Annotated in this window: 12 protein-coding genes; 7 read left to right on the top strand and 5 right to left on the bottom strand. The window is 59.6% G+C overall.

What is annotated here, in order from left to right; translation table 11 throughout:
* Positions 1 to 452: 452 nt before the first annotated feature.
* The gene (locus ABD837_RS07265; RefSeq protein ID WP_345052226.1) at positions 453 to 839 is read right to left on the bottom strand and encodes a hypothetical protein; all 387 of its coding nucleotides are present in this window, start codon (positions 837 to 839) and stop codon (positions 453 to 455) included.
* 401 nt (positions 840 to 1,240) lie between these two features.
* Here ABD837_RS07265 and ABD837_RS07260 point away from each other — a divergent pair, with 401 nt between their 5' ends.
* The 7 genes from ABD837_RS07260 to bglX all read left to right on the top strand — a co-directional run bounded on the left by ABD837_RS07260 (position 1,241) and on the right by bglX (position 13,855).
* A complete protein-coding gene (locus tag ABD837_RS07260) occupies positions 1,241 to 1,852 on the top strand; it encodes an RNA polymerase sigma-70 factor (RefSeq protein ID WP_345052223.1) in 612 nt (203 codons plus the stop codon).
* Positions 1,853 to 2,391: 539 nt separating this feature from the next.
* Entirely contained in the window at positions 2,392 to 3,033 is a 642-nt protein-coding gene (locus tag ABD837_RS07255; RefSeq protein WP_345052220.1) for a FecR family protein, read from the top strand.
* Between the two features lie 110 nt (positions 3,034 to 3,143).
* Positions 3,144 to 6,431 carry a SusC/RagA family TonB-linked outer membrane protein gene (locus ABD837_RS07250; RefSeq protein ID WP_345052217.1) on the top strand — a complete coding sequence of 1,096 codons (3,288 nt, stop codon included), beginning with the start codon at positions 3,144 to 3,146 and terminating at the stop codon, positions 6,429 to 6,431.
* Between the two features lie 8 nt (positions 6,432 to 6,439).
* Positions 6,440 to 7,987, top strand: a complete 1,548-nt coding sequence (locus tag ABD837_RS07245) for a RagB/SusD family nutrient uptake outer membrane protein (RefSeq protein WP_345052214.1) — start codon at positions 6,440 to 6,442, stop codon at positions 7,985 to 7,987.
* A gap of 146 nt (positions 7,988 to 8,133) precedes the next feature.
* Complete coding sequence (locus ABD837_RS07240) at positions 8,134 to 9,498, top strand: glucoamylase family protein (RefSeq protein ID WP_345052211.1); 1,365 nt, start codon at positions 8,134 to 8,136, stop codon at positions 9,496 to 9,498.
* A gap of 133 nt (positions 9,499 to 9,631) precedes the next feature.
* A complete protein-coding gene (locus ABD837_RS07235; RefSeq protein WP_345052208.1) occupies positions 9,632 to 11,389 on the top strand; it encodes a family 43 glycosylhydrolase in 1,758 nt (585 codons plus the stop codon).
* Positions 11,390 to 11,545: 156 nt separating this feature from the next.
* The gene (bglX, locus tag ABD837_RS07230) at positions 11,546 to 13,855 is read left to right on the top strand and encodes a beta-glucosidase BglX (protein ID WP_345052205.1); all 2,310 of its coding nucleotides are present in this window, start codon (positions 11,546 to 11,548) and stop codon (positions 13,853 to 13,855) included.
* Positions 13,856 to 14,052: 197 nt separating this feature from the next.
* On the opposite strand, the gene ABD837_RS07225 is transcribed toward bglX, so the two are convergent.
* The 4 genes from ABD837_RS07225 to ABD837_RS07210 form a co-directional block, all read right to left on the bottom strand.
* The gene (locus ABD837_RS07225) at positions 14,053 to 14,655 is read right to left on the bottom strand and encodes an efflux RND transporter periplasmic adaptor subunit (RefSeq protein WP_345052202.1); all 603 of its coding nucleotides are present in this window, start codon (positions 14,653 to 14,655) and stop codon (positions 14,053 to 14,055) included.
* A 129-nt stretch (positions 14,656 to 14,784) separates the two neighbouring features.
* The gene (locus tag ABD837_RS07220) at positions 14,785 to 16,233 is read right to left on the bottom strand and encodes a TIGR04222 domain-containing membrane protein (RefSeq protein WP_345052200.1); all 1,449 of its coding nucleotides are present in this window, start codon (positions 16,231 to 16,233) and stop codon (positions 14,785 to 14,787) included.
* A gap of 220 nt (positions 16,234 to 16,453) precedes the next feature.
* Positions 16,454 to 16,720 carry a hypothetical protein gene (locus ABD837_RS07215; protein ID WP_345052197.1) on the bottom strand — a complete coding sequence of 89 codons (267 nt, stop codon included), beginning with the start codon at positions 16,718 to 16,720 and terminating at the stop codon, positions 16,454 to 16,456.
* A 234-nt stretch (positions 16,721 to 16,954) separates the two neighbouring features.
* Positions 16,955 to 18,952 (bottom strand): alpha/beta hydrolase family protein, encoded by a 1,998-nt coding sequence (locus ABD837_RS07210; RefSeq protein ID WP_345052194.1) that lies wholly within the window; start codon positions 18,950 to 18,952, stop codon positions 16,955 to 16,957.
* Positions 18,953 to 18,995: the final 43 nt, after the last annotated feature.

The raw sequence follows: 18,995 nt of genomic DNA, 5'->3' as shown, positions 1-18,995 counted from the left end.
TTCAAATCCCGTTCTTGGGATTGGGAGTGCAAAGGTAAGCAGAAGTTTTGAACTCGCAAGTGAAAAGTAAGAATTTTTATTTTCTCTCGTTTCGCTTTTCAACTCGCTTCCGGCCTCCTATCGAAGCGGGGTGCAAAGGTAAGGGCCTTTTTTCGGCTTTCGCAACACTCCGGAAAAATTAATTTTTCGTGGACGTTGCGAGGCGAGCACAGCAGGCGATACAAGTACGGCGAGCCTGGAGTTCCTTCCCTTTTCAATTTTCTGTGGAGCACTTGCTGCGGCAGAACCCGTCACCCGGTTGGCGATTTGGGACTGCAAAAGTAGGGGGATTTTCTCGGCTTCCAAGGCATAGCGCCCAACTTTTGTGGGCAGGGGACGCAGCCGCGCGGGTTTTGCCGCAACGGGCGGTTCGCAATCAAGGACTTAGCGCCCGTGATTTTTTTGAGAAAAAGTCAGCGGATGGGCTCGGGCGCGAAGAAGGCGGCGAGGGCGGGGCGGTAGCGGCGGGGGCGCTGGGCCTCGTAGTGCTGGATTTGGCGGCCGAGCTGGGCGAGGAAGGGCTGGCCGACGGTCTCGTATTCGTAGGCGCCGTCGTTGAGGATGCCGTCCCGGTTGACGTAGAGCACGGCACTAAGGAAGAATTCGGATTGGTGGAGGGAGTCGGCGAAGTAGGCGATATCGGCTAGAAAGCCGTGCGACATGCCGACGATGTTGTAGATGCGCAGGCTGGACTGCCGGGGCAGGTCGGGGCTACGGCCGTAGGCGAGGTATTTCTTGTAGGCGTCGAAGTAGCGGGCGGGAGTGTAGGGACGGAAGCCGGACTCGTCGGAGAGGAGCAATCAGTACCTATTAATGTAGTAATCGGTACCAAGGACAAATTCTGCTCTGTGGGACTTGGCATAACATTCCAAAAGACATTGGTTATAGTAGCTTCTCTCCTTTATCATTTTGTAGCCTCTCGACACCAGAATACCTAGCAGAAGTGGCTAATTTGATTGTATCAGTATACTTATAGCAAACAGCCATTCTGTTTCCAATTCAAGTGGAACACGAATCGTATAAGGCCACTTACTGATTGGAGCTTTTAAAACACCTGTATAAAGCAAAGAGTAGTGTTTACTGAACCTTATTAAGTATGCGAGTTTGCAAAGGCTTTAATAAAAGCTGACTACGCACTCAGAACCCTTCACCGCTCATGAACAGATTCTTTTTGCTGCAGTGTTTTGCTTATCTCGCTGTCGTGCAAGTACTGGCTTTCCGCCCTACTAAGTTGCTACGCCTGCTCGCGGCTTGGGACGATGTGGACTTACTAGCCGCTCTGTCCCAAAGCAATGAAGGGGCATTTGCGGAAATCTATCGCCGTTATGGGCTGCTGCTGCTGGAGCAGGCAAGCCGCAAAGCCGGCTCGCGCGAGGCTGCTGAGGAGATAGTGCAGGACATTTTCACGGCCTTGTGGTTACGTCGTGAACATGCAGCCAGTATTCAGAAGCTACCTGAGTACTTGAGTACTGCCGTGAAGTTTCGGGTGATTAACCTAATAAAGAATCGCTACACGCACGAGGACTATGTAGCCTACTGTCGGGCCACATCCATCGAAGCCGACTTACGCACCGAAAATGAGTTGGCTACTGCCGACCTCACGGGAGCTTTGTACGAGGGCCTAGCGCACCTTCCCGATTATACCCGTGAAATTTTTCAACTGAGCCGGTTTGAGCACCAAACAGTACCCGAAATCGCCAGCCGGCTGAAGCTCACGCCTAAGGCGGTGGAATACCACATTACCCGCGCGTTGAAGCTGCTACGGGTTTCGCTGAAGGATTTTTTGCTGGTATTGCTTTTGTCAGGTGTATAATCAACTGATTTTCAATATAAAATTCCGTCTAGTCTATTGGCATGCTGCTACCCTGTTCGTAAGCGACCTCTTTTTTTGGGAGGGTGTTTAGGGACTGGTGGGCGTTGGTTGACTATTAGGCAAGCACTCCTTCCAGTATGGCATCCAACTTTTCCGAATTCCGTCAGCTACTACAACGTTACCAACAAGGCGGGTGCACACCGGAGGAAGCACGTCGCATCGAGGCCTGGTACCATCAGCTAGGGACTGAACAGTCATTTAACCTGACGCCTATCGAAAAGGAGTCGCTGGCGGCCACTGTATGGCAACGCATTGCGAGCCGCACAATGCGCAGCGACGAGCGCAGCCCAAAACAAACCGGTTGGGCCTCGTGGCCGGCAAGCGTACGGGCTGCGGCGGTGGCAGCTACTGTGCTGGGAGCCGGAATAGTTGGAATCCAACTTGCCCACACTCCTATAGAGAAAGAGCTAACGCTGCAGCGTCCTGCTGTGGCACGCGCACCAGCAGCCTGGTTGGTATACACTGCGCCGGCTGTAGGCTTGGAACACCGGGTTGCCTTGCCCGATGGCAGCTTTGTGACCCTAGCCCCGGGCGCTACCCTCCGTTACCGGCGGGCGGAAGAAACGGGCCAGCGGATTGCCTACTTAAAAGGAGAGGCATTTTTTGACGTGTTTCACGACGAATCACACCCGTTTTCGGTGCTTACGGACCAAGTAGTAAGTACCGTATTAGGAACCAGTTTTTGGGTGCGGGCAGTGGCAGGGCAGCCCGATGTGCAGGTGCAGGTGCGCACCGGAGCGGTGCGGGTGAGCCGGCGCACGGGACCATCCACGACAGAATCGGCCGCCAGCGTGGTGGTACGCCCCAACCAGCAAGCGGTGTACTCGCCCGCGCGGCAGCAACTATGGCGCGAACTCGTAGCTGAGCCGGTGCAGCTGGCCCCGCAGTCATTCGTGTTCAATGACAGGCCAGTGGCAGAGGTGCTGGAGACGCTTTCAGCAGCTTATGGGGTTGACATCGCCTACGACGCCAAGGCGCTGCGCAGCTGTACGCTAAACCTTAGCCTGGGCAACGAGCCGTTGTTTGATAAGCTGAATCTGGTTTGCGAGGCTCTCGGGGCTCGCTATGAAGCGGCCGATGGCCGCATTGTCTTCCACAGCCAACCTTGTGCGGCTGAGTAATCCAACTTACTTCCTGCCATGCCTATGAAACACATGCCCCAATCGATTCCGGAGTTTCCGGCCGCCGCTTAGCGGTGCTTCTTCTATTTTCCAATTCCCACCAACTCCTTATGCAAGCTCACTTACCCACCCCTCCCCTGCTGGGCCGCCTGTGGCAACTGGCCCTGTTGCTGTTACTGCTGTGGTGCCCCGGCGTGGCACTGGCCTCCGACAACCAACCGCTTTTGGAGCAACCTATTACGCTACGCGCTACCGATGAGCGCATGGCTACCGTGCTGAGCAAGATTGAAAGCCAGGCCAGCGTGCACTTTCAGTACAGCCGCCAGCTTATTGGGGCCAGCCGGCGCGTGACATTAAATGCCGTGGGCCAACCCTTGGCTCAAGTACTGACGCAGCTGCTCACCCCTCTACGAATTGACTACCGGGTAATAAACGACGGCATTTTGCTGAAGCCAGCCGTGGCGGTGGCCCCCGATGCGGTGGCCGACCCAACAGTAACCGGCCGGGTAGTGGACGAGAAAGGTGCGGGCCTGCCCGGCGTGAACGTGGTGATTAAAGGCGGCACCACCGGCGCCCAGACGGACATGGACGGCAAGTTCTCGCTGGCCGTGCCGGCGGGCAGCACGCTGGTGTTCAGCTTTGTGGGCTATACGGCGCAGGAAGTGGTCGTCGGCGAGCAAACAACCATCAACATCTCGCTGGTGCCGGATGCCAAGGCCCTGAGCGAAGTAGTGGTGGTGGGCTACGGCACCCAGCGCCGGCAGGACCTGACCGGGGCCGTGGCCCGCGTGGATGCCGCTGAAATTGTGAACCAGCCCGTGCAAACGCCTACTCAGGCCCTGCAGGGCAAGATTGCCGGCGTGCAGATTATCAGCGACGGGACGCCCAACTCGCAGCCTAAGGTGCGCATTCGGGGTACGGGCACGCTGCTGGGCGGCGCCGAGCCGCTGTACGTGGTGGACGGCGTGCAAACTACCGACATTCGGAACCTGAGCAATGCCGACATTGCCTCGATTGACGTGCTGAAAGATGCTTCGGCAGCCGCCATTTACGGCGTGCGCGGGGCCAACGGCGTAATTATCGTGACCACGAAGCAGGGCAAACTGGGCAAGCCGATGCTGAGCTACAGCGGCTCGGTGGGCTTTCGCGAAGCGGCGCGCGTGGTGAAGATGGCCGATGCCGGGCAGTACGTGAGCTACATCAACGACACGGCCCCGAACACCACGTTCCCGACTTACTCGGGCTCGACAGATTTCTACAACGCCATTTTGCGGCGCGGCACCTACCAAAACCATAATCTGGCCGTGTCGGGAGCGTCGGAGAACGTGAAGTACTACTTTTCGGGCAACCTGCTGGAGGACGACGGCACAGTGATTGAAAACAAATTTCAGCGGCTGACCATTCGCTCGAACACCTCGTTTGCGCTGTCGGATAAGGTCACAATCAGCTCGCAGGCTTCGTTCAGCCACGCCAATACGCGCGATGTGAACATTGGCACGGCGTATAACAATGCCTACCGTGCGGCGCCCATTTTTATGGCCAAGCAGGACGGTTTGTATGGTAATACCTCGTCGTTCGGCAACGTGGGCAACCCGGTGCTGGACATTGAGCAGAACGACAACCGCTCGCTCGAAAACCGCCTGCAGGGCAATATTGGCCTCGATGTGCGGCCGGTGAATGGACTAACGCTACGCTCGGCCATCAACGTGGACTTGAACGCCGACAACCGCCGCGTGTACGACTACCAGTATGGCAACGCCGGCCTGACGAACGTGTTTCTGACCAGCGGCGGCAACCAGCGCAACGACCGCAGCACTCTGAACGTGACGCAGGTGAACGGCTACCGCTACCTATGGGAAAACACCGCCACCTACCAGCGCACCTTCAACGAGAAGCACAACCTGACGCTGCTGGCCGGCACCGTGACCGAGGAAGGCCTGCGCAATCAGTTTTCGGGCTCACGCAAGGACGTGCCCGCCGACCCCAACCTATGGTACCTGAACACGGGTGACCCCAACACGGCCGTGAACGACGCCGGTGCCGCCAAGGACCGCCGCCTCTCGCTGCTGGGCCGCGTGAACTACGCCTACGACGGGCGCTACCTGCTGACCACCAACCTGCGCTACGACGGCACCTCGAAGTTCAACAGCAGCCAGCGCTGGGGCTTTTTCCCGTCGCTGGGCTTAGGCTGGGTGATTTCGCAGGAAGACTTTTTGCGTGATAACAAAACGCTGAGCTTCCTGAAGCTGCGCGCCAGCTACGGCCAGCTCGGCAACGACCAGATTCCGGCCGACGCTTATATTCTGACCGCCGACGCTAATATTCCTTATGTGTTCGACGGCAAGCCGGTGCTGGGCAGCGCCATCCGGCAGATTAAGGACCGCAACGTGCACTGGGAAACCACCACCGAATACGATGCGGCCCTGGAATTTGGCTTCCTCGAAAACCGCCTGACCGGCGAGGTAACTTACTACGATAAGCGCACGACCAACGCGCTGATTCCGGTGAACATTCCGGCGTTTTTCGGCGACCCCGACGGGCAGTACATCACCAACGCGGCCGACATCACCAACCGCGGCATCGAAGCAGCCCTGAACTGGCGCGCCGCCATCGGCAGCAGCGCCGACTGGAGCTACAACCTGGGTGCCAACGTCACCTTCAACACCAACCGTATTGCCAATCTGAACGGCGGGCAGGCGCTGGTCGGCGGCTACAACGGTGTGACGAAATCGGACAATGGCGTGGCCGCCGGCAGCTTTTTCTTGCTCGATGCCATTGGCGTGTACCAGAGCGCCGACGACGTCAAGAACTCCACCCCTTCTGATTTCCCCCGCAACATCGGCGACCTGAAGTACGCCGACACCAACGGCGATGGCAAGGTCGATTTGAAGGACCGCGCCTACTACGGCTCGTACCAGCCGCCGGTGTATTTCGGCATTAATGGCGGGCTGAACTTCCGCAACGTGGACTTTTCGCTCACCTTTTCGGGCAACCTTAATAATAAGGTATACAATGCCAAGAAGCAGGCCCGGAGCAGCAACCTCAATAATGTGGAGGCCAGCTTCGCTAACGACCGGTTCACGGCCGCCAAACCCTCCAACACCAACCCCAGCGCCCTAAAGGAAGGCATGCCCAACTCGACCTACTTCCTGGAGTCGGGCTCCTATCTGCGCCTCACTAACCTGGTGCTGGGCTACACGGTGCCAATGGCAGCGCTGGAGCGTGTGCACCTGGCGTCGGTACGCATTTATGCGGCGGGCCAGAACCTGTTCACCCGCACCAACTACACGGGCTTCACGCCGGAGCTGGCCGGCGGGCCGCTCGATTCGGGCATTGAGCTCAACACTTACCCCACCAGCCGCACCCTGACGCTGGGGCTGAACGTCAACTTCAAATAAGCACGCCGATGAAACCCTTTACCAACGCCTTCTTCCGCCGGGCTGGCACAGCCGCCCTGGCCGCGTCGCTGGCCCTCGTCAGCGGCTGCAAAGACTACCTCGATGTGCCCCCGCAGGGCCAGCTCAGCGGCGATACCGTGGACCCCGCCACCGCCCAGAAACTGGTGGATGGGGTGTATAACTCCATGTACCAGGGCGGTTTCGGCAACGACGTGCACGGCCTGCAGTTCGTGATTCTGACGGACATTGCCTCGGACGACTCGGACAAGGGCAGCTCGCCTAACGACTACAAGGATGCCTTGGACGTGGACAACTTCACGCTCGGCTCGACCAACGGCAACGTGAACAACGTGTGGAAAGGCTATTACCAGGCCATTGCCAGCGCCAACCAGGCCCTCGACAAAGTGCCGCTGAGCACGGCGCCCACTGCCACCAAAAACGACCTGCTGGGCCAGGTGCATTTCCTGCGCGGCTACTTTTACTTCAACCTGGTGCGCCTGTTTGGCGGCGTGCCCAAGCTTGACCGCGTGCCGCTGCCGTCGGAAGCCAACAGCCCGCAGTTTCAGACCCGCGCCACGGCGGCGGACATTTACTCGCTCATCATCAGCGACCTGCAGTTTGCGGTGGACAACCTGCCGGTGAAAAGTGCCACGCAAGTGGGGCGTGCCACCAAGGCCGCTGCCCAAGGCATGCTGGCCAAAGCGTACCTCTACCAGAAGAATTACCAAAAGGCCTACGACCTGACCAATGAGATTGTAACCGGCAAATCGGGCAGCTACGGCCTATTCCGGCCCTACGCCGACATCTGGCGCACGGCGGGGGCCAACAGCATTGAGTCGATTTTTGAGGTGCAAACCGGGGTAAACGCCGCCTGCAATAACTCGGCGGTTGAACTGTATGTGGTGAGCCAGGGGCCGCGCTCGGGCGGCAAAGGCGGCTGGGCCGATTTGGGCTTCGGCTTCAACTCCCCTACCCTGGACCTGGCCAACGCCTACGAAACCGGCGATGTGCGCCGGGCTGGCAGCATCATCTTCATTCAGCCCACGGCCCCGGCCGGGCAGCGCTCGACCGGCACCGTGCTTTGGGACGGTTTCCGCATTCCGAGCAAGGACTCGGTTGAGAACTCGCGCTACAGCTACAAGGCCTACCACAGCCGCAAGCAGGAGCCCAACTGCGGCAACAACGACTTCCTACCCAAAAATATTCGGGTGATGCGCTACGCTGAGGTGCTGCTCATTCATGCCGAAGCCGCCGCTCAGTTGGGCAACGCGGCAATGGCTCAGACCGACTTAGACCTGGTGCGCAACCGTGCGGGCCTCGGCCCCAAGCCCGCTACGGTAGCCAACATCTGGCAGGAGCGACGCGTGGAGCTGGCCTTGGAGCATGACCGGTTCTTCGACCTCGTGCGCCAGGAAAGTGTGACGCCGGGCCGCATTGTGCCCATTTTCGCGGCGCAGGGCAAGACGTTTACCAAGGGCAAGAATGAGCTGTTCCCGATTCCGCAGCCGCAAATTGACCTCAGCGGCGGGCTGCTGACGCAGAATCCGGGGTACTAAAAAGGGGATTAATTGAGCGTCAACAAAAGAACGTCATGCTGAGCGTAGCCGAAGCATCTCGCGTGCAGTCGTAGTCAAATACCATTGCAACGAAGCGAGCGAGATGCTTCGGCTACGCTCAGCATGGCATTTCATTTTCCTGGTTTATGCACCCCAAACCCCTGCTACTCTCGCTGCTACTGCTGCCCGGTGCACTCCAGGCTCAGCAAAAGCCCGCGCCGAAAAAAGCGTCGGTTTCCACCGCCACTTTTGACCCAAAGAAGCGGCCGCGCAACCTCTCCGACGAGCAGCTGCTGGACTTGGTGCAGCGGCAGACGTTTCGCTACTTCTGGGATTTTGGGCATCCGGTGTCGGGCATGGCGCGCGAGCGTAGCAACGTAGCCTACGACTACGGGAATGAAGTGGTGACCACAGGGGGCACGGGCTTTGGCATCATGGCCATTGTGGTGGCGGCCGACCGCAAGTGGATTACCCGCGAGCAAGCTGCCACGCGCCTCTACAAAATGGTGCGCTGGCTGGAAAAGGCCGACTGCTACCACGGTGTATTCCCGCACTGGCTGAACGGGGCGACGGGCAAGGTCATCAAGTTTGGGGCGAAGGACGACGGCGGTGACATCGTGGAAACTTCCTTTCTGATGGAAGGCCTGATTTGCGCCCGCCAGTACTTTACCGCCGACACGCCGCTGGAGCGCGACCTGCGCAACCACATTGGCTGGATGTGGGACAACGTGGAGTGGAACTGGCAAACCCAGGGCGGCCAAAACGTGCTCTACTGGCACTGGAGCCCCAACAACGGCTGGAGCATGAACCACCAGATTCATGGCTGGAACGAATGCCTGATAACCTACGTGCTGGCTGCATCGTCGCCGCGCTACGCCATCGACAAGCCGGTATACGACCTAGGCTGGGCCACGGGGCCGGAGTTCAAAAACGGCAAGGAGTACCACGGCATCAAGCTGCCGCTGGGTCCGGATTTGGGCGGGCCGCTGTTCTTCACGCACTACTCCTTTTTGGGCCTCAACCCCCACGGCCTCAAGGACCAGCACGCCGACTACTGGGCGCAGAACCAGAATCACACGCTCATCAACTATCAGTATTGTGTCAACAATCCCAAGCGCTACAAAGGCTACGGACCGAACAGCTGGGGCCTTACGGCTTCGGACAGCTACCAGGGTTACGCCGCCCACAATCCGAAGGAAGATTTGAGCGTGATATCACCTACTGCCGCGCTTTCGGCATTTCCTTACACGCCCGAGCAGTCGATGCGGGCGCTCAAGCATTTCTACTTCGACTTGGGCGATAAAATCTGGGGTGAATACGGCTTTGTCGATGGTTTCAGCGAGGAGCACAACTGGCAGGCCAAATCTTACCTGGCCATTGACCAGGGTCCGATTGTAGGTATGATTGAAAACTACCGGACCGGGCTGCTGTGGAAGCTGTTTATGAGCTCGCCCGACGTGCAGCGGGGGCTGGGGAAATTGGGGTTTGAGAGTGCGGCTGTGAAGAAATGAGCCCGCCAAATAGGCTGTCATCCTGAGCGGAGCGAAGGACCTTATCACACCGTAACGACTTGCAGTAAATTCAAACGAAACGACCGTGATAGGGTCCTTCGCTCCGCTCAGGATGACAGCCTATTTTCCAGCTATGCGCCGATTCTTCCGTTTCTTCTGGCTCTTTTCGCTGCTTAGCTTCGCCGCCCAGGCGCAACCGAAAACCACCCCGCGCCCCACCTACTGCAATCCGCTGAACCTCGACTACGGCTACACGCCCATTCCCGAGTTTGCCATCGCTGGCCGGCACCGCGCCACCGCCGACCCAGTCATCACCCGGTACCAGGGCGACTACTACTTATTTTCTACCAACCAGTGGGGCTACTGGTGGAGCCACGACCTGAACCACTGGAAATTCATCGCTCGTCATTTCCTGCGGCCCGAGCACAAGGTATATGATGATTTGTGCGCTCCGGCGGTGTTTGTGCTCGGCGATACGCTGCTGGTGTACGGCTCGACGCACGACAAGAATTTCCCCATCTGGATGAGCACCAACCCCAAAGCGGGGGATTGGCAAGAGGCGGTGCACAACTTTCAGGTTGGTGCCTGGGACCCCGACTTTTTCCTTGACACCGACGGCAAGCTTTACCTCTACTGGGGCAGCAGCAACAGCCTGCCGCTCTACGGCCAGCAAATCAGCCGCCGAACCTTCCAGCCCATCGGCGCGCCTAAAGTCATGTTTGGGCTGAATGACAAGCAGTTTGGTTGGCAGCGCTTTGGCGAGCACCTCGACAACACCTTCCTCGACCCGTTTATGGAAGGCGCGTGGATGACTAAGCACGGCGGGAAATACTACCTGCAATACGGCGCGCCCGGCACCGAATTCAGCGGCTACGCCGACGGCGTGCAGGTGGCGGATGCCCCGCTGGGCCCATTTACGCCGCAGCCACACAACCCGTTTGCCTACAAGCCCGGCGGCTTTGCGCGCGGTGCGGGCCATGGCAACACCTTTCAGGATGCGTGGGCTAATTGGTGGCACGTCTCCACAATGGTTGTGAATGGGAAGAATAACTTCGAGCGCCGCCTGGGCTTGTGGCCTGCCGGCTTCGATGCGGAGGGCACGCTCTACACCAACACGGCTTTCGGCGACTACCCGCACTACCTGCCCACTGGCCCGGCCAACCACCTGCAGCCCCAATTCACCGGCTGGATGCTGCTGAACTACCAGCGCCCGGTGCAGGTGTCGAGCACGCTCGGCGGCTACCTGCCGAATTATGCCGTCGATGAAAGCATCAAAACCTATTGGAGCGCCGCCACAGCCAAGCCCGGCGAGTTTATTCAGACCGATTTGGGCGGCCTGAGCACGGTGCATGCCATCCAAATCAACTATGCCGACCAGGACGCCGAATTCCTGGGGAAGTCGACGGGCGTGTTTCATCAGTACAAGCTGTATCATTCGCTGGACGGCAAGGCCTGGCAGCTGCTGGTGGACAAGAGCCGAAACAAAACTGATGTACCGCACGACTATATCGATTTGCCCAAACCGGTAAGAACCCGTTTCATTAAGCTCGAAAACGGGCACATGCCCACTGGTAAATTCGCCTTAAGCGGCTTGCGAATTTTCGGATTCGGCAGCGGTGCCAAGCCGTCGGCCGTAAAGAATTTTGTCGTGTTGCGCACCCAGAATGACCCGCGCAGTGCCTGGCTGCGCTGGGCCCCGGTGGATGGCGCTTATGCCTACAACATCTACACCGGCCTCGCACCCGACAAGCTCTACTCGTGCATCATGGTGCACGGTGCCAACGACTATACCTTCAAAGGCATGGACAAGGACCGGCCGTATTATTTCACCATCGAAGCCGTCAACGAAAATGGTGTTTCGATTCGCACGCCGGCACTATTGGCGAAGTAGAGGCGCAATAGCTTACGTCCTGATAGTGCACCAAAGCTGAGCGCTGCCAACGCCCCGAGCCGAACCGAACATTCACTACTGCCCAGAAGTAAATACCAGCTACTCCGAGACACCGAATACTACTTCTTTGCCCCATTCAAACACCCTCTCTTCCGCATGAAACAAATTCCACTTGCCTCGCTCCTCCTCGCCCTGGCCCTCGCCCCCGCCGCGCAAGCCCAGAAAAAGGCCGCGCCAGCCGCCATTGGCGACCAGAAGATGAAGCAATATGTTGACGGCCTGATGGCGAAGATGACGCAGGCAGAAAAAATCGGCCAGCTGAACCTCGTGTCGGTGGGGTTTGACGTGACCGGGCCAGTAGTGAGCAAAGACGTGGACGCCAACATCCGCAAGGGGCTGGTGGGCGGCGTGTTCAACACCTACACGCCCATTGCCATCCGCAAGCTCCAGGAAATGGCCATTCGGGAATCGCGGCTGCACATTCCGCTCATGTTTGGCTACGATGTCATTCACGGGCACCGCACGGTTTTCCCTATTGCGCTGGGGCTAGCGGCCAGTTGGGATTTGAAAGCCATTGAGCAAAGCGCCCGCATCGCGGCCGAAGAATCAACTGCCGACGGCCTGAACTGGGTGTTTTCGCCGATGGTCGACATTGCCCGTGATGCCCGCTGGGGCCGCATTTCGGAAGGTGCCGGCGAAGACCCCTACCTCGGTTCGCGCGTGGCCGAAGCCATGGTGCGCGGCTACCAGGGCCCGAACAATGACCTGCGCAACCCAGCCAGCGTGATGGCCTGCCTCAAGCACTTTGCCTTGTACGGCGCCGCTGAGGCCGGCCGCGAGTACAACACCACCGACATGAGCCGCCAGCGCATGTACAACGAGTACCTGCCACCCTACAAAGCCGCCGTTGATGTCGGCGTGGGCTCGGTGATGTCGTCGTTCAACGACGTGAACGGCACGCCCGCTACCGCCAATAAATGGCTGATGACCGACCTGCTGCGCAAGCAGTGGGGTTTTCAGGGCTTTGTGGCAACGGACTACACTGCTATTCCCGAGCTGATAGAACACGGCATGGGCAACGCCGAGCAAGTAGCGGCTCTGGCCCTGAACGCGGGCATCGACCAGGACATGGTGGGCGAGTCGTTCCTTAAATACACGGCTAAGAACATCCAGTCAGGAGCGGTCAGCAAGGCCCAGCTCGATGCGGCCTGCCGTCGCATTCTAGAAGCCAAGTACAAGCTTGGCCTATTTACGGACCCCTACCGCAAGGTGAGCGCCGAGCGCGCCGCCAGCACCCTGATGAAACCCGAGTTTATTGCCGCCGCCCGCGACATTGCCCGCCGCAGCATGGTGCTGCTGAAGAACGAACGCAGCGCGCTGCCGCTGAAAAAGACTGGCAGCATTGCCCTCATCGGGCCGCTGGCCAACCGGCAGCGCGACGTGATTGGCAGCTGGAGCGGGGCTGGCGACTGGCACAAGGCGGTATCGGTGGAGCAGGGGCTGCGCGCCGCTGCGCCGAGCTTGAAAATCAGCTACGCCAAGGGCGCCAACATTGCCGACGACCAACAGATGATTGACCGCTTGCAGGCCCACGGCGGCGAGCTCGAAATCGACAAGCGCAGCTCGGAAGAGATGATAAAAGAAGCGGTGCAGGTAGCCCAGACCGCCGATGTAGTGGTGGCCGTAATGGGCGAGTCGCAGGGCATGAGCGGTGAGGCAGCGGCCCGCGCCGACATCGGCCTGCCCGGCCAACAGCTGGCCCTACTGAAGGCGTTGAAGGCTACCGGCAAGCCCTTGGTGCTGGTGCTGATGAATGGCCGCCCGCTGGCCTTAAGCTGGGAAAACCAGAACGCCGATGCCATCTTGGAAACGTGGTTCTCGGGCACGCAGGCCGGCAATGCCATTGCCGACGTGCTGTTTGGCGACTATAACCCGAGCGGTAAAATCACGGCTACGTTCCCGCAGGTAGTTGGGCAGGTGCCGCTGTACTACAACCACAAAAACACCGGCCGGCCCTACGGCGGTGTGAAGCTCGACAAGTTCAAGTCGCGCTACCTCGACGTGAGCAACGACGCACTCTATCCTTTCGGCTTTGGCCTGAGCTACACCACGTTCACCTACAGCAAGCCCACACTCAGCAAAACCACTATTGGCCCGGCTGAAACCCTGACGGTAAGCGTGACTGTACAAAACAGCGGCAACCAGGATGGCGAAGAAGTAGCCCAGCTTTACCTGCGCGACATGGTGGGCTCTATCTCGCGCCCGGTTTCGGAGCTGAAGGGGTTCCAGAAGGTGCTGCTCAAAAAGGGTGAAAGCAAAACCCTCTCCTTCCGCCTCACACCCGACGCGCTGAAATTCTACAACAACGACCTGAAATTCGCGGCCGAGCCCGGCGACTTCCAGGTAATGGTGGGCGGCAACTCGCGCGATGTGCAGTTGGCGACTTTCAAGCTGTTGGCCCAGTAAGCTCGCTTACGTTGATTATCGGGACGTAGCGGGACAACGTCTTTAAGTACTCATCCAAAAGTAACCAAGTACAAGCACGTCATGCAGCGCGGCGCGAAGCATGACAGTTCCTTTTTCCCGAGTAATTAAAAAAGCCGTTCTGTTGCGCCTGTCGAAGCAGAATGGCTTTTTACATCAGCTTATTGCTGCACGAACAATCAACGTTTCAGCTGCACACTGGCGGCTTCACCCAAATGCAGCGGGGCACGCGAGGCGCAGCGGATTTCAAGGTTTGCGCCACCGGTGGTGTCGCTAGCGAGTGCAGCCACGCCGGTTACCACGCGGGTAGGGCGGCTGGTAGCCCACACGCGTACGGAGTCGCCGGGCTGTATGGGGCTGCCCGCGGACGCTACCACGGGCACCAACAGGTAACCGCGCCGCGAAATACTCGTGACCACGGTGCCTGGCTTCACATACTCGCCCACTACAACCTGCCGCTTGCCCAGGAAACCGTCGTGGGGCGCGGTCACGAAGTTGTAGTCGGCTAGTTTGGCGATGACGGTGCCACGCCGCACGTACTGGCCCTCATCGAAATACACGTTGCGAATGCGACCGGGCTTTTTGGCCAGTACCGGCTCGGTGCCACCCGCTCCTACCCGGCCACTGAGCACCACCGAGGTTGAGTCGAGGATGATAGCAGCGGGCGCGGGGCCGGCCGCCAGGGCTGCTACTTCGCTGTCCGATTTCACCCACCAGCGGCGGCCCAGCACTGCTGCGGCTGCCAGTACTGCAACAATTATTAATAGAGTAGATTTTTTCATAAGTGCATCCATAAGCCCGCGTTGGGCAAACTGCTTTAGTGGAGCCAGACAACCTATTTCCACCACAGCCTCTGCTGCACCTATCGGAGAAGCAGGTTCGGTGCGACGAAGGTAGCGGGCCGATTTGAGTTAGCTACCGCAGCCCCCGCAGCCGCCTCCACCACAGCCCCCGCTGCCACAACCTCCGGAGCCGCCATCGCCGCCCCCGCTATCGGCAGGCGGCGGGCGCAAGGCAGTATGCAAGTCGTGATGCCCAAACTCGGGCAATTCGTCGAGGCCGAAAATCGCGACTGCCAGCGCCACCGTTTCGCCCGATACCTCCCGAAAGCTGCTGGCCTTGCGCACCACCGGTGCCAATTCACGCAACAGGCGCATACCCCGGCACGTGGCCCATGCCCCGGCATTGCGGGCAATCCAGACGGACGCAATCGCCAGCCCTATTAGCATCAAAATCAAAAAGCCAACAGGCCGGCCGCGGCTTATCCCAACGGCTACTTTAGCGACGCCCAATAGGCCCAGACCTAGCCCAACCAGTTGTGGAAGCCAGTTTAGTTGGCCCCGCTTGACCGCTGGCAGCAACACCCCCCGGTTTTCGAGTGTGGTATCCAGGGTTTGCAGCGCGCCAATAACCGGGCTGGCGGCCTGGGCGCGCAGTTTGTCGAGGTTGGTCCAGCCCGCAGGAATTATCAGGTTCCAAACGGCTCGCTCGTAGGCGTCGAGGGGCGGCGCAGCGGCCTTGCGGCGGATACGGCGCTCGGGCACCAACTCGACGCAGCCGGTGTGGACCAACGCGGCGATGGCACTTTCGGCTACGCGGCGGCCGTCGCCGGCCAGGCGGGCTACTTCATAGGTGCTCAGGGGCGGGCCGGAATAAGGCTCGGCCGGGCCGGCCAGCTGCCGGCGTACCCACAGCGAAAGCGGCAGCAACACCACGCACAGCCCCGCAAACAAGGCCAGAAACTCCGAGCCATACCAGTTCAACGGGTTGAGTGGGGTGCGCGCCGTGCAGCCCAGCAATATCAGCGAGCCTGCTACCACCAGAGCTTCGCGCCGGCCTGGGCGCCCCCAAGGCCAACGCAGGCGTGGCAGCAGCCAGTGCCGCCGCAGGTTTATGCGCTGGAAATAGGGCGCGTCCCCAAAGCGTTGTGCGGCGGCGGGCCAGATATCGGCGGGCGGCAGCTCATCGAAAGCCGCTTGGTACGATTGCAGGGTGCGGGCATACCAGTCGCCAAACTTCTGCCCCTCGGCAGCGCCGCCGCGCGTGGGGCCGTGGTGCAGGGCGAACCCCAGCACCTGTGCGCACAACTCGTCCCAATACGAGCGGGTGTACACCAGGTGCAGGTGCCAGGCCTGGTCTACTTCGTCGGAGGGCGTAACGGGGTGGGCGCAGGTGGCGGCGAGGTATACAAAGCGCTTGTACTCAAGCACCACACGGCGGGCAAAGGCGGGGCTCCAGCCGTTGTCGCGGGCCAGGCGCTGCGAAAACGGGAGGGCGGCCCCGGTGGCATCGAGGTCGAAGGCTTCGAGGCGGGCCCACAGGTCGGCGGGGGGAGCCGGGCGAGACGTGGGAGGCAACATTGCGGCTGCGGACAGTCGGGAAGTTTTCAGTACCGAAAGATAGCAGCCGGCGGAGACATTGGCCTGTGTAATCGCTGCTTTCGTCCCTGGTTCATAATACAAAAGCCCCGGCTGCAACCGTGCAACCGGGGCTTTACCTTAATGCGAGTATTGGTTAGCAGCTAACAAGTCAACCCGCAGTGGGAGCTCTATTCTGTAGCAGACTACCTGCTTCGACAGCCTACTTAGGTTCGAAGTCGCCAGGAGGCGTGGGGTTGCAAGAGCCTACCTGGTCGCCGTGAGCCAGATGGGCCGGTACTGCGTGAGAATCAACGGTGATTTCCTGGCCTTTGTGGCAGATGAGCACCGCATCGTGCGAAGCCTTGGGGTTGTTCGCCGCTGCGGTAGCGGCTTGCTCCTTGCCGCTGGGCTTGCTCGGTAGAGTGGTTGAAGCAAAAGCTGCCGCACTCATGAGGCAGCAGCCAGCAATTGTTAATAGGTTCTTCATAACTAACAGGGTTGGAAAAAGTGATAATGCAGGTAGCAGACCCTTCCTACCTATGAAGGACTACTTAAAATTATTTTAAACTATTTCAAGTAGTTGACACAAAAATAAGGAATGGCTCTCGCAAATTCAACTTCTTTTTCACTTAGATTATCAGGTAGTTAATTAAATAACTTAATCAATATTTCATTGCACAGCTCAAAAGCATAATTGATTTTTTATTATATAAATAAGTAATTACATTCTTCTGATACGCACCCCCAACATGTGCACCAACTCAGGTACGTCGTAGTGCAGCAGCACCCCGGGTACCGCATTCGAGTAGACGTCGTGGACTGTGGGCTGAGCCAGCATTTCGAGCCAAGATGGCGGCAGAGACCGCACCCGCACCCGCGCAACCCGGGGCGTGCAGGCGGCAACGTGCAACGCCACCAATTCTGCTGATGTTCCGCTTGCATACAAGTCGATGAATCGGTTGCCTGGTGTTGTATCGGACGCATAACGCGCCAATTGCATGGCATCGGCAACGCGTTGGTAAAGGAGCGGTTGGCCCAAATGCAGACTTACCAGGGCCGGGCGGTACTCCCGGTTGTAGTACTTGGGGTCGAGGGCAGCCGCAGGGTCAGCGGTTTCGCCCTGGCCGCGCAAGTCGGCCAGCAGCACCACATCGTAGTGCTTCAGCTGACTGCGTAGCCAAGCCGTACTATCGGCCAGGGCTGCTTTGCCCGCATCGGAAAAGCAGATGAGCACGCGGCCGGTTTTGCGGGCAGTGGGGGCATCGAGCCGCAACACTGGCAGCGGCGGAAACTGGTCGCGAAGCACGATGAGCTTGCGAAACAGCAGGCCGCCTCGGCGTAGCGTGTCGCGCAACTCAGCTTCGAAGTGTGGAAGCGTTTTGTTGTTTTTACCATCGAATAAATCGCGCATTGCTCTATCCTCCACCACGCCCACAATTCGCTTGCTTAGGTTGTGGGCGTTGAGCGTGGGGCGGCTGGTGGCTAACCGCTGCGCTTCGGCCTGATAAAACGCAGCAAGGTTGACTTCATCCGCAAAACGGGTATTCACTTGCCCGGTAGCGGTGCACTGCAACTCGCGGGCGGTGGATATAGGCAGCAGGCCTTCCGTAATGGGTCCGGCCGGAACTTCCCCTTTGAGCCAGCGCAAAAAGAAAGCAACGGCGGCTTCGCGCTTCGGTTTTGAGATGCCGTGGCCGTCATCCACCGTGAATAGGTCGTGCCATTGGGGCTGGCCCAGCGCCTGGTACACGCAGCCGATTTCGGCGTGCGCGGTTTCGATGCTGGTGTAATCGACGAAATCGTAGCGGCCGGCCAACAATAGCAGCGGCTTGGGCGCGAAAGCAATGGGCCAGTCGGCGATATCGAGGCCGAGGCGGCCGGCGTTGGGCAGCATCACGCAGCCGTCGGCGGGGCCGGTGAGCTCGAGGTTGCGCTCGCCGGCCGCTACGTAGCTGCACAGGGCCGCCACTTTCAGGCGCGGCTCCGAGGCCAGCAGGTAGGCGGTTTGGGTAGCCCCGCCCGAGTTGCCGAGGCAGCCGAAGCGGGCGGTGTCCACGTCGGGGCGGGTGGCCAGATAATCAAGCCCCCGAATATTATCCCAGAGCTCGGCGGCAGGCAAACTGCAGCCCACCAGTGCGGCCTGCGCATTCAGCAAAGTATGTTCGGTGGTGCCACCCCGGGCGAGGGGCTTGCCAGCGGCGTCGGTCAGCTGCAGGCGCTCGCCCTGCGAAACGGGGTCGGGCACCAGCACTGCGAAACCGTGCGTGGCGAACAGCATGGCGGTTTGCTGGTAGCTCACCGTGGCTTTGGCCTCGTTTTCGTGGCCGCAGGGGAACAGCACCGTGGGCCAGCGGCCGGGGCCGTCGGGCACGTACAAATTTGCCGTGACGTGGTGGTGTGGCGTGCTTTCGTAAATAATTTTCTCGATGCGAAAGCCCGGCCGGGCCAGCTGGCCCACCACCTGCGCCTGGAGTGGCGTGCGAGCCGGCAGCGGCCCCAGCACCCGGCGGCAACGGGCCCGCACGCTGTCGTGGTAAGCCGCCGCCCCGGCAGCCGACTGGGCAGCGCGGGTAAGTTCGGCGGCACGGCCGGCATACTGCGCGTGCAGTTGCTGCGTGAGGTAGCTGGCGAGGGTAGTGTTGGCCTTCCAGTCGAGCACGCCGGTACTGGCTGGCTGGGCCCGAGCCGGCAGAACTGCCACGGCCAGCAATAGTAGCATTGGCAGCAGCTTCAGCCGCGTTTTTACCCCCGGGCTCATGGCG

This window comes from Hymenobacter glaciei, assembly GCF_039539585.1.
Lineage (GTDB): Bacteria > Bacteroidota > Bacteroidia > Cytophagales > Hymenobacteraceae > Hymenobacter > Hymenobacter glaciei.
This window is presented reverse-complemented; position numbering and strand designations above follow the sequence as displayed.